23 protein-coding genes and 5 tRNA genes are annotated in these 19,702 nt (G+C 35.8%); 18 read left to right on the top strand and 10 right to left on the bottom strand.

Annotated elements, in window-relative coordinates:
- Nucleotides 1-35: 35 nt before the first annotated feature.
- From GGR42_RS05655 to GGR42_RS05610, 10 genes are all read right to left on the bottom strand, one after another.
- On the bottom strand, nt 36-260 hold the full coding sequence (locus tag GGR42_RS05655) for a hypothetical protein (protein WP_167961697.1): 225 nt from the start codon (nt 258-260) through the stop codon (nt 36-38).
- A 3-nt stretch (nt 261-263) separates the two neighbouring features.
- Nucleotides 264-1,028 (bottom strand): tryptophan synthase subunit alpha, encoded by a 765-nt coding sequence (gene trpA, locus GGR42_RS05650; RefSeq protein ID WP_167961695.1) that lies wholly within the window; start codon nt 1,026-1,028, stop codon nt 264-266.
- 50 nt (nt 1,029-1,078) lie between these two features.
- Nucleotides 1,079-2,260 carry a tryptophan synthase subunit beta gene (gene trpB, locus GGR42_RS05645; RefSeq protein ID WP_167961693.1) on the bottom strand — a complete coding sequence of 394 codons (1,182 nt, stop codon included), beginning with the start codon at nt 2,258-2,260 and terminating at the stop codon, nt 1,079-1,081.
- Nucleotides 2,261-2,265: 5 nt separating this feature from the next.
- On the bottom strand, nt 2,266-2,916 hold the full coding sequence (locus tag GGR42_RS05640; RefSeq protein WP_449421098.1) for a phosphoribosylanthranilate isomerase: 651 nt from the start codon (nt 2,914-2,916) through the stop codon (nt 2,266-2,268).
- A 60-nt stretch (nt 2,917-2,976) separates the two neighbouring features.
- Nucleotides 2,977-3,759 (bottom strand): indole-3-glycerol phosphate synthase TrpC, encoded by a 783-nt coding sequence (gene trpC / locus GGR42_RS05635; protein ID WP_167961689.1) that lies wholly within the window; start codon nt 3,757-3,759, stop codon nt 2,977-2,979.
- Complete coding sequence (gene trpD / locus GGR42_RS05630) at nt 3,759-4,751, bottom strand: anthranilate phosphoribosyltransferase (protein WP_167961687.1); 993 nt, start codon at nt 4,749-4,751, stop codon at nt 3,759-3,761. Before trpD ends, trpC begins: the two co-directional genes overlap by 1 nt.
- Complete coding sequence (locus tag GGR42_RS05625; protein ID WP_167961685.1) at nt 4,748-5,314, bottom strand: anthranilate synthase component II; 567 nt, start codon at nt 5,312-5,314, stop codon at nt 4,748-4,750. The genes trpD and GGR42_RS05625 overlap by 4 nt, the downstream gene beginning before the upstream one ends.
- A 3-nt stretch (nt 5,315-5,317) precedes the next feature.
- Nucleotides 5,318-6,715, bottom strand: coding sequence for an anthranilate synthase component I family protein (locus GGR42_RS05620; RefSeq protein WP_167961683.1), 1,398 nt, complete (start codon nt 6,713-6,715; stop codon nt 5,318-5,320).
- A 242-nt stretch (nt 6,716-6,957) separates the two neighbouring features.
- Nucleotides 6,958-7,536, bottom strand: a complete 579-nt coding sequence (locus GGR42_RS05615; RefSeq protein ID WP_167961681.1) for a YceI family protein — start codon at nt 7,534-7,536, stop codon at nt 6,958-6,960.
- A 39-nt stretch (nt 7,537-7,575) separates the two neighbouring features.
- Nucleotides 7,576-8,022, bottom strand: coding sequence for a MarR family winged helix-turn-helix transcriptional regulator (locus GGR42_RS05610; protein ID WP_167961679.1), 447 nt, complete (start codon nt 8,020-8,022; stop codon nt 7,576-7,578).
- Nucleotides 8,023-8,153: 131 nt separating this feature from the next.
- Between GGR42_RS05610 and GGR42_RS05605 the strand changes: the two genes are divergently transcribed.
- From GGR42_RS05605 to GGR42_RS05520, 18 genes are all read left to right on the top strand, one after another.
- A complete protein-coding gene (locus GGR42_RS05605; protein ID WP_167961677.1) occupies nt 8,154-8,699 on the top strand; it encodes a TlpA family protein disulfide reductase in 546 nt (181 codons plus the stop codon).
- Between the two features lie 4 nt (nt 8,700-8,703).
- Complete coding sequence (locus GGR42_RS05600; RefSeq protein WP_167961675.1) at nt 8,704-9,321, top strand: thioredoxin family protein; 618 nt, start codon at nt 8,704-8,706, stop codon at nt 9,319-9,321.
- A 77-nt stretch (nt 9,322-9,398) separates the two neighbouring features.
- The gene (locus GGR42_RS05595; protein ID WP_167961673.1) at nt 9,399-9,710 is read left to right on the top strand and encodes a rhodanese-like domain-containing protein; all 312 of its coding nucleotides are present in this window, start codon (nt 9,399-9,401) and stop codon (nt 9,708-9,710) included.
- A gap of 58 nt (nt 9,711-9,768) precedes the next feature.
- Entirely contained in the window at nt 9,769-11,052 is a 1,284-nt protein-coding gene (locus GGR42_RS05590; protein ID WP_167961671.1) for a DUF2851 family protein, read from the top strand.
- A gap of 8 nt (nt 11,053-11,060) precedes the next feature.
- Nucleotides 11,061-11,288: a PspC domain-containing protein gene (locus GGR42_RS05585; protein ID WP_167961669.1), complete on the top strand. Its 228-nt coding sequence runs from the start codon at nt 11,061-11,063 to the stop codon at nt 11,286-11,288.
- Between the two features lie 2 nt (nt 11,289-11,290).
- Entirely contained in the window at nt 11,291-12,322 is a 1,032-nt protein-coding gene (locus GGR42_RS05580; protein ID WP_167961667.1) for a potassium channel family protein, read from the top strand.
- A gap of 63 nt (nt 12,323-12,385) precedes the next feature.
- On the top strand, nt 12,386-13,972 hold the full coding sequence (locus GGR42_RS05575; RefSeq protein WP_167961665.1) for an alanine/glycine:cation symporter family protein: 1,587 nt from the start codon (nt 12,386-12,388) through the stop codon (nt 13,970-13,972).
- 9 nt (nt 13,973-13,981) lie between these two features.
- Nucleotides 13,982-14,863, top strand: a complete 882-nt coding sequence (locus GGR42_RS05570) for a ComEA family DNA-binding protein (RefSeq protein ID WP_167961663.1) — start codon at nt 13,982-13,984, stop codon at nt 14,861-14,863.
- 24 nt (nt 14,864-14,887) lie between these two features.
- Entirely contained in the window at nt 14,888-16,060 is a 1,173-nt protein-coding gene (locus GGR42_RS05565) for an acyl-CoA dehydrogenase family protein (protein ID WP_167961661.1), read from the top strand.
- 86 nt (nt 16,061-16,146) lie between these two features.
- Nucleotides 16,147-16,341 (top strand): 30S ribosomal protein S21, encoded by a 195-nt coding sequence (gene rpsU / locus GGR42_RS05560; RefSeq protein WP_167961659.1) that lies wholly within the window; start codon nt 16,147-16,149, stop codon nt 16,339-16,341.
- A gap of 85 nt (nt 16,342-16,426) precedes the next feature.
- Nucleotides 16,427-17,317, top strand: a complete 891-nt coding sequence (locus GGR42_RS05555; RefSeq protein ID WP_167961657.1) for a tyrosine-type recombinase/integrase — start codon at nt 16,427-16,429, stop codon at nt 17,315-17,317.
- Between the two features lie 40 nt (nt 17,318-17,357).
- Complete coding sequence (gene hpf / locus GGR42_RS05550; RefSeq protein WP_167961655.1) at nt 17,358-17,660, top strand: ribosome hibernation-promoting factor, HPF/YfiA family; 303 nt, start codon at nt 17,358-17,360, stop codon at nt 17,658-17,660.
- A 101-nt stretch (nt 17,661-17,761) separates the two neighbouring features.
- Nucleotides 17,762-17,835: transfer RNA gene (locus GGR42_RS05545), tRNA-Thr, on the top strand.
- Between the two features lie 25 nt (nt 17,836-17,860).
- Nucleotides 17,861-17,942, top strand: a tRNA-Tyr gene (locus GGR42_RS05540).
- An 82-nt stretch (nt 17,943-18,024) separates the two neighbouring features.
- A tRNA-Gly gene (locus GGR42_RS05535) sits at nt 18,025-18,097 on the top strand.
- A gap of 90 nt (nt 18,098-18,187) precedes the next feature.
- Nucleotides 18,188-18,259: transfer RNA gene (locus tag GGR42_RS05530), tRNA-Thr, on the top strand.
- Between the two features lie 60 nt (nt 18,260-18,319).
- Nucleotides 18,320-19,507, top strand: coding sequence for an elongation factor Tu (tuf, locus tag GGR42_RS05525; protein ID WP_167961653.1), 1,188 nt, complete (start codon nt 18,320-18,322; stop codon nt 19,505-19,507).
- Between the two features lie 70 nt (nt 19,508-19,577).
- A tRNA-Trp gene (locus GGR42_RS05520) sits at nt 19,578-19,653 on the top strand.
- Nucleotides 19,654-19,702: the final 49 nt, after the last annotated feature.

Below are 19,702 nucleotides of genomic sequence, written 5' to 3'. Positions count from 1 at the left end.
AATTTAGTTTGTCTAAGATTTAAAAGTAGACAATTCTATTTTTTGGACAAGGAAATAACCTTTAAAATAAGTAAACGAAACAAAAGTATATATGGGAAACCGTGTAATATTACATCAAACCAATCCATGGGTTTCATTCCGATGGCTCCTCCCGCTATCCATCTTAGTTTTCCCCAAATGTGGGGTTCTGGAAAAAATGGAGCTAGTCCCAATGTAAGACAAAGGAGAATTACAATTTTCCAATTATTTAGAATGTCCATGGGTTAAATTCTTATTTTGTTTACAAACTCATCAATTTTTGTCGTTCCGTTTTTGGTCAAATGTTTAATAAATGCTGACCCTATAATAGCTCCTTTTGCCTTTTTTGTTGCTTGATTAAAGGTGTCTGAGTTGCTAATTCCAAAACCAACTACTTGAGGGTTTTTAAGATTCATGCTTTCAATACGGTTAAAATAGTTTGTCTGTTCCTCTCCAAAACCAGTTTTTGCCCCCGTAGTACTGGCAGAACTTACCATATAAATAAATCCATTTGAGGCATCATCAATTTGACGAATACGTTCATCATTGGTCTGTGGAGTTATAAGGAATACGTTTATAAGCCCATATTTCTCAAAAATGGCTTTGTAATCTTCTTGGTAAACATTCAAAGGAAGATCGGGAAGAATAAGTCCGTCAATACCAATTTCTGAACACTTCTTACAAAATGCTTCAACACCATATTGAAAAACAGGATTAAAATATCCCATTAAAATCAAGGGAATGGACACTGTCTTCCTTATGTCCTTTATTTGATTGAAAAGAATTTCTGTGGTCATTCCGTTTTTCAACGCAGCGGTTGAACTTTCCTGAATAGTTGGGCCATCTGCCAATGGATCGCTAAAAGGAAGGCCAATTTCAATTAAATCCACACCATTTTTTTCCAATTCTTGGATAATGGGAACCGTATCATTTAGATTTGGGTATCCTGCTGTAAAATATATGGATAGAAGTTTTCTATCTTCTTGTAGTTTTTGATGTATTCTGTTCATGAATAATAACACTTTATCATTCCCGCCTACGCACGAATGGCTAAATAAGCCTATAGTTTAAAATAATCAATATAATTCTGTAAATCTTTGTCTCCTCTTCCTGATAAGTTAATCACTACAATATCATCGGGATTAAACTTTCGCTGCTCAAAAACTGCAAAAGCATGGGATGATTCTATTGCCGGGATAATACCTTCTAACTTGGTCAATTCTAATCCTGCTGCCATAGCCTCATCATCAGTTATGGAGATGAATTCCCCTCGTCCACTCTTATACAAATGTGCATGCATGGGACCAACACCAGGATAGTCCAATCCAGCAGAAATAGAATACGGCTCAGTTATTTGTCCATCGGGTGTTTGCATCAATAGGGTTTTGCATCCATGGATAATTCCTTCTTTTCCCAAGACTGAAGTTGCAGCACTTTCTCCTGTATTTATACCTTTTCCTGCTGCTTCCACAGCTATTAACCCAACGTTTTCCTCGTGTAAATAGTGATAGAAAGCACCTGCAGCATTACTGCCGCCACCGAGACAGGCAATTACATAATCTGGATTTTCTTTACCCTCTTTCTCTTTTAATTGCCATTTTATCTCTTCCGAAATCACAGATTGAAACCTTGTGACCATATCCGGATAGGGGTGAGGACCAATAGCGGAACCAATAATGTAATGGGTGTCCACAGGATTGTTAATCCAATCACGGATAGCCTCATTAGTTGCATCTTTTAAGGTTTTACTACCTGATAGTGCAGGTCTCACCTTTGCTCCTAGCATTTTCATACGCGCAACATTGGGAGCTTGGCGGGCAATATCAATTTCACCCATATACACAATACAATCCATTCCCATAAGGGCACAAACGGTGGCAGTTGCCACACCATGCTGACCCGCTCCGGTTTCAGCAATAATACGCTTTTTGCCCAAGCGTTTAGCCATTAAAATTTGACCTATGGTGTTGTTTACCTTATGGGCACCCGTATGGTTAAGGTCTTCTCGTTTTATGTAAATTTTGGTGTTATATTTTTTGGATAATCGGTTGGCAAAATATAAGGGAGAAGGTCTGCCTACATAATCTTTTAATAATTGGTCAAACTCTTCTTTAAACGAAGGCTCTTCCATAATCGTGAGATATTGCTGTCTTAGGGTCTCTACATTTGGATAGAGCATCTCTGGAATAAAAGCTCCTCCAAACTCACCGTAATATCCTTTTTCGTTAACGTTGTATGACATGGTTGTTAATTGTTCTTTTCTTTTTGATGGTTTTGTTTTTCCATCACTATGTTTTTGAACTCTTTTAGTTTGTCTATATTCTTAAGTCCGGGTTCAATTTCAAACTTGCTATTGATGTCCAATGCGTGACAGTATTTTGACTCCTTTCCGCGTAAGAATGATAAAATTTCATCTGAATTTTCCAAACCAATTCCCCCACTTAAAAAATAGGGTTTGGTTGATGGATAATCTTTTAAAACAGACCAATTAAAAGTGTATCCATTTCCGCCTGGTAGTTTTCCCTTGGTATCGAATAAGTAATAGTCACAAACATTCTCATAAGCACCTAAAACAGAAAAATCAAAATCATCCTTTATTGAAAATACTTTAATGATTTTAATCTGGGGAATTTCCTTTTTAAGTATATTACAAAAAGTGGGACTTTCTTTTCCATGGAGTTGCACTAATAATAATCCAAACTGTTCTACTCTAGCTTTAATTTCATCTATGTAAGCATTTACAAAAACCCCTACTTTTTTAATGCTATGGGGTATAGCTGGAATGTCATTCTCCAAATAGCGTTTTGAAGGTTCCCAGAAAATAAAACCCAAATAATCGGGATGCAGTCCTGCTACTTGTGTTGTGTTCTTGTTCATACCACAAATTTTTAGCCGCAGAATACCCGTCTCCATGGTGGAAACATCATTTTTATTGTTGGTATAATAATAGTCCATTGGCTATTTCAATTTTTGAATAAACTCAAAGGCACTTTCGCCTGGATTTTCACTTTTCATAAAATTTTCACCAATTAAAAATCCTTGGTATCCATATTGTTTTAACTCTTTGATTGCCTCTATACTGCTAATGCCACTTTCCGATACTTTCACAAAGTCGTCTGGAATTAAAGAGGATAAATGTTTACTTGTATCTAAACTAACTTCAAAAGTTTTAAGGTCTCTATTATTTACACCCAACATATCTAAACTGGGCATTACGGATTTATGTAATTCTTCCTCATTATGCACTTCTAGAAGCACATTGAGACCTAGACTTTTTGCCAGCACGGATAGTGTTTTAATTTCATTCCGAGTTAATATTGCCGCAATGAGTAGAATAACATCCGCACCATGGGCTTTAGCTTCCAATATTTGGTATTCATCAATTATAAACTCCTTGCGCAATAGAGGCAAAGTTACAGATGCCCGAGCCAAAAGAAGGTCTTCTAATGAACCACCGAAGTATTTAATGTCTGTTAGGACGCTCATACCACAAACACCTCCTTTTAGGTATCCTTGAGCTACTTGTCCAACATTGGCATCTTGGTTTATACTCTTTTTAGAGGGCGATCGCCTTTTATATTCTGCAATAATACCAGTGGTACTATTTCGAAGTGCTTTGGCCAAGGAGAAAGTTTCACGTTCGAACAAAACAGAAGCTTTCAATTGAGAAATAGGGATGAGTGATTTTTTTAAATCTACTTCTTTGCGTTTGTCCCTAGTTATTTTTTCTAAAATGTCCATTATACACTTAGCTCTTGTAATTTTTTTAATGCCACCAAACCTTTTCCTCCTAAGAGGGATTCCTTAGCTTTTTCAAAACCTTCTTTCGGTGTTAAGCCTTCTACTGTGGCAATGGCAACACCGGCATTGGCACATACCACATTGTTTTGTGGTTCTGTACCTTTTCCATTTAAAATGTTGAGGAAAATTTGTGCAGAATCTGCCACATCACTACCGCCAACAATATCAGTTTGTGAAATTGCCGAAACTCCAAAATCTGATGGTTTCAACATGCTTTCGGTGTTTCTAGAAATGGTTTTGGTGTTTCCAGTCAATGAAATTTCATCATAGCCATCGAGCGCATGTAATACAGTAAAATTCTTTTCGGTGTTTTGGTACAAATATCCATACATTCTTGCTAACTCTAGATTAAAAACACCAACCATTTGGTTCTTGGGAAAAGCTGGGTTTACCATAGGTCCTAACATGTTAAAAAATGTTTTCACTCCTAATTCTTTGCGTATAGGGGCCACATTTTTCATTGCTGGATGAAACAATGGAGCATGCAACACGCAAATACTAGCTTCATCAATAGACTTTTTTAGGAAATCAGCTTCATTACTAAATCTAATACCTAAAAACTCCATAACATTACTGCTTCCACATTTGGAAGAAACGCCATAATTGCCATGCTTGGTTACTTTTACACCAGCTCCAGCTGTTACAAAAGAAGCCAAGGTAGAAATATTAAAAGTATCTTTGCCATCACCACCGGTTCCACATAAATCTATAGGATTGTAATGCGATAAGTCCACAGCCAAACATAATTCCAAAAGCGCATCACGGAAACCTTCCAATTCTTCAATGGTAATGCTACGCATCATATAAACCGTTAAGAAAGCCGCAATCTGACTGGTATTATAGTCACCCTTGGCAATATTTACCAATATTTGTTTGGCATCCTCTTTTTCAAGGATTTCATGATTGATTAACCTATTTAAAGTCTGTTTCATTTTAACCAATTTTTTAGCATCTGTTTTCCTTGAGGTGTCAAGACCGATTCTGGGTGGAATTGAACTCCTGTAACATTATATTCTCTATGTCTTAATGACATTATCTGCCCATTCTCATCTAAAGAGGTAGCTTGTAGCACTTCGGGTAAATCTGGATTTACAACCCATGAATGGTAGCGACCTACTTCTATTTCTCTTGGCATGCCTTCAAAAATTGGGTCATCAACTACAATATCTATTTTAGTGGCGGTGCCATGATAAACTTGATCAAGGTTTTCTAGGGTTCCGCCAAAAACTTCACCAATTGCTTGTTGACCTAAGCATACGCCCAAGATACGTTTGGTAGGGGCATATTTTTTTATAATATCCTTTAATAGTCCAGCTTCGTTGGGAATTCCAGGGCCAGGTGATAGTACAATATCATTAAAAGCATCAACTTCTTCCAGAGCAAGTTGATCGTTACGTTTTACTACCACTTCGCAATCTAAATCCTCTAGATAATGCACCAGGTTGTAGGTGAAACTATCATAATTGTCAATCATTAAAACTTTTCGTTTGCTCATTTCTTAGATAGTTTCAGCAATTTCTAGGGCCTTGTTTAAAGCTCCTAATTTATTATATGTTTCTTGTAATTCTGCCTCGGCATTAGATGCGGCCACTAAACCGGCACCAGCCTGAAAATGTAATTGATGGTTCTTGCTCAAAAAAGTACGAATCATTATAGCATGGTTAAAATTGCCATTAAAATCCATGAAACCTATAGCACCACCATAAAAGCCCCGACTTGTTTTTTCGTATTTTTCTATGAGTTGCATGGCCATGTGTTTTGGCGCACCACTCAATGTTCCTGCAGGAAAGGTGTCTGCAACTACTTTCATCGTAGGAATGTCTTTTTTCTTTACCCCAGTTACTTTAGAAACCAAGTGAATTACATGGGAGAAATATTGAACCTCCCTATACGTTTCCACTTTTACAGTATTCCCATTTCTACTTAAGTCATTGCGGGCCAAATCAACCAACATAACATGTTCGCTGTTTTCTTTTTTATCTTGAGCTAATTCAATAGCCAGTTTTGCATCTTGCTCATCGTTACCCGTTCTTTTGTAAGTGCCGGCGATAGGATGAATTTCTGCTTTGCCTTCTTTGACTATTAATTGAGCCTCTGGAGAACTTCCGAATATTTTAAAATCTCCATAATCAAAAAAGAATAAATAGGGAGATGGATTTATGGATCGTAAAGCTCGGTATACATTAAATTCGTCCCCTTTGAACTCTTGAGAAAAACGCCTTGATAATACAAGTTGAAAAACATCCCCACGTTGACAATGCTTTTTGGCAAGTTCTACATGTTCTTTATATTCTTCGTCTTTTAAATTGGATGTTGGTTTGCCTTCAATGGAAAAGTTATAAGAAGCAAAATCACGTACCTTAAGTAAGCGCTCAATTTCATCTATATTGTTATCATTGCCATAAGAATGGGCAAAAATATAGGCTTCGTTCTTAAAATGATTAATAGCTATTATATTTTTGTATACTGCATGATACAAATCCGGGATAACTACGCTATTTTCTTTTTTCTTTAAATTAATATCCTCATAGTAGCGAACCATATCATATGCCATATAACCAAATAACCCATTGTTTATGAACTTAAAGTCTTGACCAGAAATGGAGAATTTCTTTGAAAACGACTCTATGATTTCTGTAACGTCAACTCCAGTACTTAAACGGGTTTCTTCAATAGTTCCATCAGGAAATTGTTGTGTAACCACTTCGTTTTCAACCTTTATTGAGGCAATAGGGTTGCAGCAAATGTATGAGAAACTATTGTCATTGGCGTGGTAGTCGCTACTTTCCAATAGTATGCTATTGGGGAATGTGTCTCTAATTTTTAAATAGACACTCACTGGGGTAATGGTGTCTGCCAAAATTTTCTTGTAAAATGTGTTGAGTTTATAAGTCATATTAAAAACTATAAATTAAAAAAGGCTTGTCGTGAATGACAAGCCTCTATATATTATAATAGTATGGACTATCTCACGACGTTTGACGTAAGTTGTTCCACCACCAAATATTTACTGTAATTAGTTTCATTGCATCAAATATAGAAAGGAATTTTAAATTATCAAACTCCTAAATCCTTTAAAATAATAATCCCCATCCTGATTGTTCAGGATGGGGATTATAACAGTAGGGTTTCGGGGCGTTAAAATGCCATATCAACCACTAGGTCAAACTCATCATAGATCATTTTGTCACCAAGGTTATCAAAAAAACTGCCTGAGTTATATTTTACGTTGTATTTAGATCGATCAACTTTTAATGTAGCCGTTGCCTTGTTTTCAAATACAGAAACAACAAATGTAACCGGCTTTGTAATTCCTTTAATTGTTAAATCCCCTGTAACGGTATAGGAGTTTTTGTTGAAGGAATTTGCACTTTTAATGACCAATTTAGAAGTTGGGTGGGCTTCTACTCCAAAGAAGTCATCAGATTTAAGGTGACCATTGAGTTTTGCACTCATGTCGCCCATGTCATCGGTAGTTTCCAATGTGGTCATATCAACCACGAATTCTCCACCAATAAGCTTTTTGCCATCAAATTCTAAAAAACCTTCTTTTAAGGAAATGGTTCCCGCATGAGAACCTGTTACTTTATATCCTTTCCAAGTAACTGAACTTTCACTGGGTTTTACTACTTTTTTCTCTCCATCTATTGGAGTGTTGGCAGCTGCTGTAAATCCGAATACAACGGCCAATGCTAAACTAAATAATTGTTTTTTCATTTTTTGTTTTAATTAATGTGTTAATGATTATTGTTATGATTAAAATTTGTTTAATAGACTGTTTAATTCAATTAGTTCTTCATCCTTAAAATTGTTAAGCAGTGAATTTTGGGTTTTTATTATTACATAATCCATCTTTTCAAGAACTGTACCACCTTTTTTAGTGAGGGTAATTTCTACTTTTCTTCTATTGCTTTCACATGTTGTTCTTTCCACAAATTCCTTTAGCAACAATTTATCCACTAATCTTGTTGTATTGCTCATTTTGGTAACCATACGCTCATTGAGAGTGCTGAGGTTGGCAGGTTTCCCATTCTGTCCTCGCAATATTCTAAGTACATTAAATTGTTGTAAGGACACATCAAAAGGTTTTAATGCATTGGTTAAAGCCTCATTTATTTTATTATTGACCAAAACCAAGTGGATAATGGACTTACTTTCCAAAGACATTTCCTTATCCGTTTTAATAATCTTCTCTACATTCATGTCAATACAATAATTGTATATACAAATGTATAGATAATGACGTTGCTTTAAGTGTTAAAAAGAGATAAAATTTTGTTAAAAGGGCTATCTCCAATTTTATGATGATTAATTTTATTTATCAATGTTCTGATATGCAAAAGATTACAGCTTTATTAATTTTTGTTTTTATGGCAGCTTGTGGTTCTAAGCAAAAGAAGGAACCGCAAATGTTGTTAGCTGATCTAATAACAAAAGAAACAGTTAAGGTGGATGATATAAATCTTCCTGTTTATGATTTTGATGGGATTGAGCCCTTGTTCCATATGGAGGATAACAAAACTTATGTAATCAATTTTTGGGCAACATGGTGCCAACCCTGTGTGGAAGAACTGCCTTATTTTGAAAAACTTCACATGGAACAAAAGGATAACAATGTTGAGGTGGTTTTAGTGAGCTTGGATATGCCTAAAATGTGGAAATCCAGATTGGTGCCATTTTTAAAGAAAAACAATCTTAGATCCAAGGTCATTATTTTGGATGACCCCAAACAGAATACCTGGATTCCCAAAGTGGACAAAGAATGGTCTGGTGGAATCCCCGCAACTATAATCTATAATAAAAATAAAAGGACCTTTTATGAGCAATCCTTTACCTATGAGGAGCTCAATAGCAGTTTATATACATTTATAAAAAACTAATACCATGAAGAAAATAAAAAGCTTGGGACTTATAGTAATCTTGTTAGTGGCAAGTGCTTTTACTGTTAATCTTAATTCCGATGCCGAGGGATATGAAGTAGGGGATTATGCCACTGATTTCAGTTTAATGAACATTAATGGAAAAATGGTTTCAATGGCCGACTTTGTAGATGCCAAGGGTTTCTTGGTCATTTTTACATGCAACAGTTGCCCCTATGCTGTGGCTTATGAGGATAGAATCATTGCTTTGGATAAAAAATATAAAGAAATGGGAATTCCTGTAATAGCAATAAATCCTAATAATCCAGAGGTGCAACCAAAAGATAGTTATGAGAAAATGAAAGTTAGGGCTAAGGAAAAAGGATTCACTTTTCCTTATTTATTGGATGAAGGACAAAAGGTATTTCCGCAATATGGAGCCTCTAGGACACCTCATGTATATTTATTAAACAAGAGGGACGGCAAGTATAAAGTGGAATATATAGGAGCCATTGATGATAATTATTCTGATGAAGCATCTGTTGAAACTAAATATGTTGAAGATGCTGTGGATGCTATGTTGGCAGGTAAAAATATTGAAACAAAAACAACAAAGGCCATTGGGTGCACTATTAAAGTTTAGTTAGTAATAAAAACTATGATAAAAATCCGAAATTTTGTTTCGGATTTTTATTTTTGCATTCATTAAAACAGTTAAACATGGCAGATTTATCGCAAGAGGAATGGGAAGAACAATTGGAAAAGGACGAAAACGCCTTCATTCTTGATGTAAGGACACCCGAAGAAGTAGAGGAGGGGTATATTCCCAGAGCTACCAATATCGATATTTATTTAGGTCAAGAGTTTTTAAATGAATTGGAAAAATTAGACAAAACAAAAAACTATTATGTGTATTGCAGGTCTGGTAATAGAAGTGGGCAAGCTTGTGCACTTATGAACCAAATTGGATTTAAAAATGCCTATAATCTTGAGGGTGGATTTATGAACTGGGAAGGTGAGGTTGTTGATTAGTTAAAGAAATAATTGTAAAAAGAATCCTGCTTATTGCAGGATTTTTTATTTTAGGACAATGCGAGAAGATTTGTTGCATTTTATTTGGAAGTATAAGAGGATGCAAACATCAGATTTGTGCACAACCAATAGTGAACCAGTCTCCATTGTAGATTTTGGTACTCACAATGTATTGGAAGGACCAGACTTCTTTAACGCTAAAATTAAGATTGATGGTCAGTTATGGGCAGGTAATGTAGAGATGCACATTAAAACATCAGATTGGTACGCACATCATCATGAGGAAGACAAAAATTACGAGAACGTTATTCTTCATGTGGTTTGGGAAAATGATACTCCTATTTATAGAAAGGACAATACTGAGATTCCAACGTTGGAACTGAAAAATTATATTTCCACGAAGCTATTGGAAGCGCACCAAGTGTTATTGGATAAAAAGAATGTTGTTTTTATCAATTGTGAAAATAATATAGATGATGTTGATGAATTTTTGCTCAAAAACTGGTTGGAAAGGCTCTATTTCGAACGTCTGGAAAGAAAATCGGGATTTATATTGGATATCTTGGAGCAAACCAAAAATGATTGGGAAAAAGTTCTGTTCTGCCTTTTGCTAAAGAATTTTGGGCTTAATATCAATGGGGATTCTTTTTTTAGTATTGCGAAAGCATTAGATTTTTCTATCGTAAGAAAACTTCAAAACAATGTCCTGCAACTGGAAAGTATTATGTTTGGGATGGCTGGACTTCTAGATGATGCTGATATTGTGGACGGATATTATATTGCACTTAGAAATGAATATCAATTTTTAAAAAATAAATATTCCATAAATAATGAAGGAATTATAAGGCCAGGGTTTTTTAAACTAAGGCCTCCTAATTTTCCAACAATCAGACTGTCACAAGTGGCTAACTTATATACGACTCATAAAAATGTTTTTAGTAAACTGATTGGGGCAAACACAATTGAGGAAATTTATTCTGTTTTTGAAGTTTCTGCCAGTGATTATTGGGACAATCATTATGTTTTTGGAAAGGAATCAAATAAAAGCACCAAAAAACTCACCAAAAAATTCATTAATCTATTAATCATAAATACTATACTTCCTGTAAAATTTTGCCATGCAAAGCATAGTGGCAAGGATGTAGGTGAAGAAGTGCTTAAAATGGCAGCAAGCTTGCAAAAAGAAGAGAATAATGTTATCAATGGTTTCACAAAACTTGGTGTAAATCCTGAAAACTCATTGGAGAGCCAGGCGGTAATTCAGATGTACAATGAATATTGTTCAAAGAACAAATGCTTACAGTGTACAATTGGAGGGAGTTTATTAAATAGAATTGACTAATTTTAGGCATGAATTTTTTCTACCAAATATTGTACTATTTTCAAAAAAGAGGATTTGAAGTATGTCGGCGTATTGCGGAGCGAATTGGAATTAGAGCTAGAGTGGTAAGAACTTCCTTTATTTATTTAACATTTGTTACACTGGGTTTTGGTTTTGCTTTGTATTTGTTTTTGGCTTTTTGGTTGAAAATTAAAGATTTGGTGTATACCAAAAGAACCTCAGTTTTTGATTTATAAGTATGATAAAATTTTTCAGGTCCAAACTGTATTTAGCACTTTTTTTAATGTCTTTGGTGCTTTTTATAGGTGTAATGGGATATAAGTTTATATCTGACTATTCTTGGATAGAAGCCTTTTACATGACTATAATCACAGTGACTACTGTTGGTTTTTCGGAGGTAAAACCCTTAGGAACAGATGCAAAAATATTTACTGTTTTTTTAATTGTCACAAGTGTTTTTGTTTTTGGCTTTGCAATCTCTGTGATTACAGAATATATATTAAGTAGAAATTCTCTTGAACTTCTAAAAAAGAAAAAAGTGAAAAATATGATTAGTAATCTATCCAATCACATCATTATATGTGGTTATGGCCGCAATGGCACACAGGCTGCAGAACGTTTAAAGGCTTATAATAGGCCATTTGTAATAATTGAAAGGGATAAAGAAGTTATAGAGAAGTATGAAGACGATATTCTTTTTGTAGAAGGCGATGCCAATGAGGATGAAGTCCTTTTAGAAGCTGGGATAGAACGTGCACAATATCTAATAGCGGCCATGCCGGATGATGCGGCCAATTTGTTTGTGGTACTCTCGGCAAAACAGCTCAACAAGAAACTTATAATAATTAGTAGGGCGTCACAAGTTACTTCTCAAAAAAAATTAAGATTGGCTGGTGCGGACAAAGTCATTATGCCAGATAAAATAGGGGGGGATCACATGGCTTCTTTAGTCGTGATACCGGATTTAATAACATTTATGGACAAGCTGTCCTTGGAAGGAGAGCATACCACTAATATAGAGGAGGTGGCCATAGAAAATTTTAACAGCAAAGCGGATTGTAAATCTTTAAGGGATTTGGATTTAAGACGAAAGACAGGTTGTACAATTATAGGTTATATTGAACCAGATGGAAATTATATAATTAATCCAGAGGCTGACTTAAAGATGGAGCCAAAAAGCAAAGTGATTGTTTTGGGAAGGCCAGAACAGATTAAGAAACTAAATGAAATGTTCCACATAGAGGAGCCACATTTCAATGCCAATACTTGATTGTATTGGTATTTTTTATGATATTGCCGACCAAAGACTAATTAAACTCCAAAAACTGATAATATGAAGTACAGAATCCTCGCATTTATAGCCTTGTTTTTACCATTTTTTATATCTGCTCAAGAAATGGGCTTAGATGAAAAAATTGACCAAGGATTTAAGCCCGTATCGGATTTCTTTTCGAATGTAATCTTCTTTGAAATAGGGGGAGTGCCTTTCGTATTGATATTGTTGGTGGTGAGTGCATTGTTTTTTACGATTTATTTCGGTTTTCCAAACATTAGATATTTTGGAAAAGCTATAAACACAGTAAGGGGAAAGTATGATGAAATTGAAGGGGGGCACTCAGTTGGTGCGCCAGATATTGCTGTTGATGGTGATATAAGAGATACGATTAGGGATGAAAGCCAAGAGGGGGAAGTAAGCCACTTCCAAGCCTTGGCAACTGCGGTTTCCGGAACAGTGGGAAATGGTAATATTGCTGGTGTGGCCTTAGCAATAGCCTTAGGAGGGCCTGGTGCCACTTTTTGGATGATTATTTGCGGACTTCTAGGAATGTCAACCAAATTTGTGGAATGTACTCTTGGCGTCCAATATAGGGATGTAGATGAAAATGGAGTCGTTTATGGTGGTCCAATGTATTATATAAGTAAGGGCTTAAAAGACAAAGGATTTACAATGCTGGGTAAGATTGCGGCGGTATTGTTTGCCATTTTCTGCATTGGAGGCTCTTTCGGAGGTGGTAATGCAGCACAATCAAATCAGGCAACTATTGTTCTAAAAGAATTAATGGGACTGGAAAGTACAAGTGCGGGAGCCGTTATAGGATTGGTATTGGCAATTTTGGTAGGAATTATCATTATTGGAGGTATCAAAAGAATAGCATCAGTAACGGAGAAAGTAGTGCCTTTCATGGCAGTAATGTACCTAGTGGCATGTTTGTATATCATTTTAAGCAATTTCTCCTTAGTTGATGATGCTATTAGTCTAATTGTAAAAGAAGCTTTTAACCCTACCGCAATTGGGGTGGGTAGTATAATTGGGGTGCTATTGGTTGGTTTTAAACGTGCCGCCTTTTCAAATGAGGCTGGTGCCGGTTCCGCATCAATCGCACACTCAGCAGTTAAGACAAATTATTCTGCAAGTGAAGGATTAGTGGCCTTATTAGAACCATTTATTGATACAGTGGTAATTTGTACCATGACCGCTTTAGTCATCATTATATTTAATTTTGGTGGTTATTTTGAGTATGGAGGAGAGGGTGGTGCCGTAATGATCGATGGGGTTTCTTATGAGGGAGCGGGAATTACTTCTATGGCTTTTGCTAAATATATTCCATATTCAAATGTATTCCTGACTGTCGCGGTAGTATTGTTTGCCGTGTCTACTATGATTTCATGGTCCTATTATGGGTTGCAATCCTGGAAATATCTTTTTGGACGTGGAAAAACAGCAGATTTGGTATATAAGTTATTGTTTTTGTTATTCATAATTATTGGTGCAGCAGCAAGTATGAAATCCATATGGGATTTCTCTGATGCAATGATTTTTGCAATGGTATTTCCTAATATGATAGGTTTATATTTCTTGTTCCCAATAGTAAAAAAGCAATTGAATAGATATCTTGATGCCATTAAGGCGGCAAAATAATCATACAAATTGAAAAAAATCAAATCCCATTTTAAGTTCAATAAACAAGAACGGAATGGGATTTTCTTTTTGCTGCTCATTATAGTAGTGCTCCAAGGAGTTCATTTAGTCTATATCTCTACAGAAATAACAGGGGATAAAGATTTGTTATCGGTTGATACGGACCTCCAAGCAGAAATAGATGAATTAAAAAAGCATCAATTAGAAAGTGACACAATTCCGATATACCCATTTAACCCCAATTTTATAACGGACTATAAAGGATATGCTTTGGGTATGTCCGTTTCAGAAATTGATAGACTGCATGATTTTAGAGCCCAAAATAAATTTGTGAATTCCGATAAGGAATTTCAAGAAGTAACCCAAGTATCAGATTCATTATTAGAAATTATTTCTCCATATTTTAGATTTCCAGAGTGGACAAAACATTATAATACTCAGTCGAGTAAAAACAAAAAGGTAACCATTACTCCTAATGAAAATTTACTTGAAATCAAGGATTTAAATATAGTTACGGCTGAAGAATTACAAATGGTAAATGGTATTGGGGATATTTTATCGGCCAGGATTATAAAATTTAGAAATCGTTTGGGTGGTTTTCTTGTGGATGAACAATTGTACGACGTATATGGACTGGAGGCAGAAGTAGTTCAAAAGACACTGGAAAGATTTAAAGTGTTAAACCCTCCAATGATAAAAAAAACAAACATTAACACTGCATCGGTAAAAGAAATAGCCAAATTGGTTTATATTCAATATAATGTGGCCCAAAAGATTGTAGTGCATAGAGAGAATATAGGAGCAATAAATTCGTTTGAGGAATTAGAATATATTGAAGGTTTCCCTTCGGATAAGATTAATAGAATTCAACTATATTTGTCCCTTCGTTAACCTAAAAAGGGTATAGAATTGAGCATGGATACAAGATATTTCAGTGAAGAACATCATTTATTTAGAGAAAGCCTAAGGGATTTCTTAAAAAAGGAGGTAGTGCCGCATATTGATAAATGGGAAAAGACTGGGACCATAGAAAGATTTATATGGAAGAAATTTGGTGACATGGGTTATTTGGGACTGACGTACCCCATTCATTATGGTGGTATGGATTTGGACCTGTTCTATATGGTTATTTTGTTGGAGGAACTGCAAAGGGTTAATTCTGGTGGTTTTGCGGCTGCTATATGGGCACATATGTACTTAGCGATGACTCATTTAAATAAAGAGGGAGACCACAGAATAAAGACAGAATATTTGGCGCCAAGTATTGCTGGTGACAAAATAGGGTGTCTTTGTATAACTGAACCTTTTGGTGGATCAGATGTTGCAGGGATGCGGACGACTGCTGTTAAAAAAGGGGATACCTACGTGTTAAATGGTTCCAAGACTTTTATAACCAATGGTGTGTACAGTGATTATTTGGTGGTGACCGCAAAGACTTCTCCTGAGTTGGGGAATAAGGGAATCAGTATTTTTGTGGTGGACAGGGAGACTCTTGGAATTTCAGCAACCAAATTGGACAAATTAGGATGGAGAGCTTCAGATACTGGTGAAATTGCTTTTGACAATGTGGTTATACCAGAAGAAAATCTTTTGGGAGAAGAAGGGAAGGGTTTTCCTTATATTATGCAACATTTTTCTTTGGAAAGATTGATTATGGGAATTAACGCCCACGCTCGTGCAGAATATGCTCTGGAATATACCCTTAATTATATGTCTGAAAGAGATGCCTTTGGAAAGAAGATAAATCAATTTCAAGCATTGAGGCATACCATAGTTGAAAGAACTGCTGAGGTGGAAATGTGTAAGGAGTTTAACTACTCGGTTGCAGAAAGGTTGAATAAAAGTGAATATGTGGTAAAAGAAGCTACCATGTCCAAATTGTTATCTACTAGAATAGCGGATGGTACAGTGTACGATTGTCTACAGATGTTGGGTGGGTATGGCTACATGGAAGATTACCCATTGGCTAGACTGTTAAGGGACAGTCGATGTGGACCCATTGGAGGTGGCACTTCAGAAATCCTGAAAGAAATCCTGTCAAAAATAATTATTGATAAGAAAACGTATAAGCCCGCAACAAAGGTTTAGATAAAAAATTTAGTTTGAGTGTGATATATTGATAATAATAGTATATTTGCACTCCAAAAATCATAAAAGAGAGGAGGTTAGAGCCAATGTTAATAATACCAGTAAAAGAAGGAGAAAATATAGATAGAGCTTTAAAGCGTTTTAAGCGTAAGTTTGATAGAACGGGTACAATGAGACAGTTGAGAAGTCGTCAGCAGTTTACAAAACCTTCTGTTGAAAGAAGAGCTCAGATACAAAAAGCACAATATATCCAAGGTTTAAGAGACCAAGAGGAAATATAGTACTTTATTAATAAATTATAGGTCCCACATTTCTTTAAAGAGATGTGGGATTTTTTTTTGGACAAAGTTAGCGTAACTTTGTTTCATGGTGCTTACATCCTTTATCTCGTACCTTTCTTTGGAGAAAAATTATTCGCAACATACGGTAAGTGCGTATGAAAAGGATATTAAGACATTTGCCCATTTTGCTCTCCAAGAATATAATGTTGAAAATATAGATGCTGTGGACTATACGCTTATAAGGAGTTGGATAGTTAGTTTGGTAAATGCATCCATTTCCAATCGTTCCATAAATAGAAAGGTGGCTTCTCTTAAAGCATACTACAAGTTTTTATTGAAAATAGGTCAAATAGAGGCAAACCCTTTGATTAAGCACAGGGCATTAAAAACATCAAAAAAAGTGGAGGTTCCTTTTTCTGAAGAGGAAATGGAAAATGTACTTCAACAAATAGAATTTAAAAATGATTTTGAAGGTGTTCGGGACAAATTGATTATTGAGTTGTTGTATACTACAGGAATTAGAAGGGCAGAACTAATTAATCTTAAGTTGGTGCACGTGGATATAGAAACAAATGTTTTAAAAGTTTTGGGAAAGAGAAATAAAGAACGATTGTTACCCATATTGGGCTCCACTAAAAAGCTATTTAAAGAGTATTTTAAATACAGGAAAAATATTCAGGAAATATCAGATAAAGATTACGTTTTTTTATTAAAGACAGGCAATAAAATATATGAAACCTTTGTTTATAGAATTATAAATCATTATTTTAGTCAGGTGTCCTCTAAAGTTAAAAAGAGTCCACATATATTAAGACATACCTTTGCTACCCATTTGTTGAATAAGGGGGCAGATTTAAATTCGGTAAAGGAATTATTGGGACATTCTAGTTTGGCATCTACACAAGTGTACACGCACAATAGTATTGCAGAACTAAAGAAAGTACACTTGTCTTCTCATCCAAGAAGTAGGGAATAGTGATTTTATCTTTTTGTTTAACCTTTTAAAAACGTATTCTATGAAAGTAAATGTGCAATCCGTGAATTTTACTGCGGACGGAAAACTAATTGATTTTATTCAAAATCGAATGGACAAGTTGGATGTTTTTTATGATAGGGTCATAGATTCCAATGTTTACCTGAAGGTTGAGAACACAAGCTCTAAAGAAAATAAAATAGTGGAAATCAAGGTTCATGTTCCTAAGGATAAATACGTTGTGAAAAAACAATGTAAATCTTTTGAGGAGGCAGTTGATATCGCATGTAGTTCTTTGGAAAGAAAGCTTGTTAAAAGAAAGGAAAAACAAAGACTTTTTGCTTAATTAAAATTTTGTAAAAAATAGTTTTGTTTAAATAAAAATATAATTACATTTGCAGTCCGTTAGAAATAGCGGACTTTTTTATGCGTAAAAAGGTCGAAATTGCCGATGTAGCTCAGCTGGCTAGAGCAGCTGATTTGTAATCAGCAGGTCGTGGGTTCGAGTCCCTCTATCGGCTCTTTTTTGTTGAAAATTTAGTTTGGGGGGAGATACTCAAGCGGCCAACGAGGGCAGACTGTAAATCTGCTGACTACGTCTTCGCAGGTTCGAATCCTGCTCTCCCCACAAAAACTAAAAGATTTATACGATAATATTAGTATAGATTGTTTTGAAATATTGAAGTACTTTTGGGTTTGCCCAAAAAAATGCGGGAGTAGCTCAGTTGGTAGAGCGTCAGCCTTCCAAGCTGAATGTCGCCGGTTCGAACCCGGTCTCCCGCTCTAAAATTGACAGTAATGTCATTCCTGCGAAGGCAGGAATCTCTTTCTTTAATAATTAGTTGTTAAGGATTTGTAGGTTCAACACTTTACGCCGGTGTAGCTCAGGGGTAGAGCGTTTCCTTGGTAAGGAAGAGGTCACGAGTTCAAATCTCGTCATTGGCTCAACAGTAAATAAGAATTTGTACACTAATATAATATAAACTAAGATTAAATTCATTAAACATGGCAAAGGAAACTTTTGATCGTTCCAAACCGCACTTAAATATTGGTACTATTGGACACGTAGATCACGGTAAAACTACATTGACTGCTGCTATTACAACTGTTTTGGCTAATGCAGGTCTTTCTGAATTGAGAAGTTTCGATTCTATCGATAACGCTCCTGAGGAAAAAGAAAGAGGTATTACAATTAATACTTCTCACGTAGAGTATTCTACGGCTAACCGTCACTATGCACACGTTGATTGTCCAGGTCACGCGGATTATGTTAAGAACATGGTTACTGGTGCTGCCCAAATGGATGGAGCAATTTTGGTTGTTGCTGCTACAGATGGTCCAATGCCACAAACTCGTGAGCATATCCTTTTGGGACGTCAGGTAGGTATTCCAAGAATTGTTGTGTTTATGAACAAGGTGGATATGGTTGATGATGAGGAGCTTTTAGAGCTTGTTGAAATGGAAATTAGAGAATTACTTTCTTTCTATGAGTATGATGGTGACAATGGACCTGTTATTGCTGGTTCTGCTTTAGGAGCACTTAACGGTGAGCAAAAATGGGTAGATACTGTAATGGAGTTGATGACTGCTGTTGATGAGTGGATTGAATTGCCAAAAAGAGATGTTGATAAAGATTTCTTAATGCCTGTTGAAGATGTGTTTACTATTACAGGACGTGGTACTGTTGCTACTGGACGTATAGAGACTGGTGTTGCTAATACTGGTGATGCGGTTGATATTATTGGTATGGGAGCAGAGAAATTATCTTCTACGGTTACTGGTGTTGAAATGTTCCGTAAAATATTAGATAGAGGTGAAGCTGGTGATAATGTTGGTATCTTATTGAGAGGTATTGAAAAAGCAGACATTAAAAGAGGTATGGTTATCTGTAAACCAGGTTCTGTTAAGCCACATGCTAAGTTTGAGGCTGAGGTTTATATCCTTAAAAAAGAAGAAGGTGGTCGTCATACACCATTCCATAACAACTACCGTCCACAGTTCTATGTAAGAACTACAGACGTTACCGGTACCATCAACCTTCCTTCAGGAGTAGAAATGGTTATGCCTGGTGATAACTTAACAATTACTGTTGATTTGCTTCAGCCAATCGCATTGAGCGTAGGTCTTCGTTTTGCGATCCGTGAAGGTGGTAGAACTGTAGGTGCTGGTCAGGTTACCAAGATTATAGATTAATAATTATAGTATAAATTTTACACTGAGGGTGTCTTGTTTTTCTGCAAGATACCTTTCAGTGTAAATATAAACGGGTGTAGCTCAGTTGGTAGAGCACTGGTCTCCAAAACCAGGTGTCGGGAGTTCGAGTCTCTCCTCCCGTGCCAAAAGGAAATTATAGCATAGGTCTAGGATTTTCAGTTTCGATCTAAAAAA

The sequence above is a fragment of the Saonia flava genome, assembly GCF_011927795.1.
Taxonomy (GTDB): domain Bacteria; phylum Bacteroidota; class Bacteroidia; order Flavobacteriales; family Flavobacteriaceae; genus Saonia; species Saonia flava.
The sequence above is the reverse complement of the archived record's forward strand: the minus strand, read 5'-3'. Positions and strand labels throughout refer to the sequence as shown.

Bases quoted from the DNA above. Each gene is read 5' to 3' on its own strand.
- trpD (WP_167961687.1), bottom strand. From the start codon at position 4,751: ATGAAACAGACTTTAAATAGGTTAATCAATCATGAAATCCTTGAAAAA.
- GGR42_RS05590 (WP_167961671.1), top strand. From the start codon at position 9,769: ATGCGAGAAGATTTGTTGCATTTTATTTGGAAGTATAAGAGGATGCAA.
- GGR42_RS05585 (WP_167961669.1), top strand. From the start codon at position 11,061: ATGAATTTTTTCTACCAAATATTGTACTATTTTCAAAAAAGAGGATTT.
- GGR42_RS05625 (WP_167961685.1), bottom strand. From the start codon at position 5,314: ATGAGCAAACGAAAAGTTTTAATGATTGACAATTATGATAGTTTCACC.
- trpA (WP_167961695.1), bottom strand. From the start codon at position 1,028: ATGAACAGAATACATCAAAAACTACAAGAAGATAGAAAACTTCTATCC.
- hpf (WP_167961655.1), top strand. From the start codon at position 17,358: ATGAAAGTAAATGTGCAATCCGTGAATTTTACTGCGGACGGAAAACTA.
- GGR42_RS05610 (WP_167961679.1), bottom strand. From the start codon at position 8,022: ATGAATGTAGAGAAGATTATTAAAACGGATAAGGAAATGTCTTTGGAA.
- GGR42_RS05605 (WP_167961677.1), top strand. From the start codon at position 8,154: ATGCAAAAGATTACAGCTTTATTAATTTTTGTTTTTATGGCAGCTTGT.
- GGR42_RS05655 (WP_167961697.1), bottom strand. From the start codon at position 260: ATGGACATTCTAAATAATTGGAAAATTGTAATTCTCCTTTGTCTTACA.
- rpsU (WP_167961659.1), top strand. From the start codon at position 16,147: ATGTTAATAATACCAGTAAAAGAAGGAGAAAATATAGATAGAGCTTTA.
- GGR42_RS05600 (WP_167961675.1), top strand. From the start codon at position 8,704: ATGAAGAAAATAAAAAGCTTGGGACTTATAGTAATCTTGTTAGTGGCA.
- GGR42_RS05580 (WP_167961667.1), top strand. From the start codon at position 11,291: ATGATAAAATTTTTCAGGTCCAAACTGTATTTAGCACTTTTTTTAATG.
- trpC (WP_167961689.1), bottom strand. From the start codon at position 3,759: ATGGACATTTTAGAAAAAATAACTAGGGACAAACGCAAAGAAGTAGAT.
- GGR42_RS05615 (WP_167961681.1), bottom strand. From the start codon at position 7,536: ATGAAAAAACAATTATTTAGTTTAGCATTGGCCGTTGTATTCGGATTT.
- GGR42_RS05555 (WP_167961657.1), top strand. From the start codon at position 16,427: ATGGTGCTTACATCCTTTATCTCGTACCTTTCTTTGGAGAAAAATTAT.
- trpB (WP_167961693.1), bottom strand. From the start codon at position 2,260: ATGTCATACAACGTTAACGAAAAAGGATATTACGGTGAGTTTGGAGGA.
- tuf (WP_167961653.1), top strand. From the start codon at position 18,320: ATGGCAAAGGAAACTTTTGATCGTTCCAAACCGCACTTAAATATTGGT.
- GGR42_RS05565 (WP_167961661.1), top strand. From the start codon at position 14,888: ATGGATACAAGATATTTCAGTGAAGAACATCATTTATTTAGAGAAAGC.
- GGR42_RS05595 (WP_167961673.1), top strand. From the start codon at position 9,399: ATGGCAGATTTATCGCAAGAGGAATGGGAAGAACAATTGGAAAAGGAC.
- GGR42_RS05575 (WP_167961665.1), top strand. From the start codon at position 12,386: ATGAAGTACAGAATCCTCGCATTTATAGCCTTGTTTTTACCATTTTTT.
- GGR42_RS05620 (WP_167961683.1), bottom strand. From the start codon at position 6,715: ATGACTTATAAACTCAACACATTTTACAAGAAAATTTTGGCAGACACC.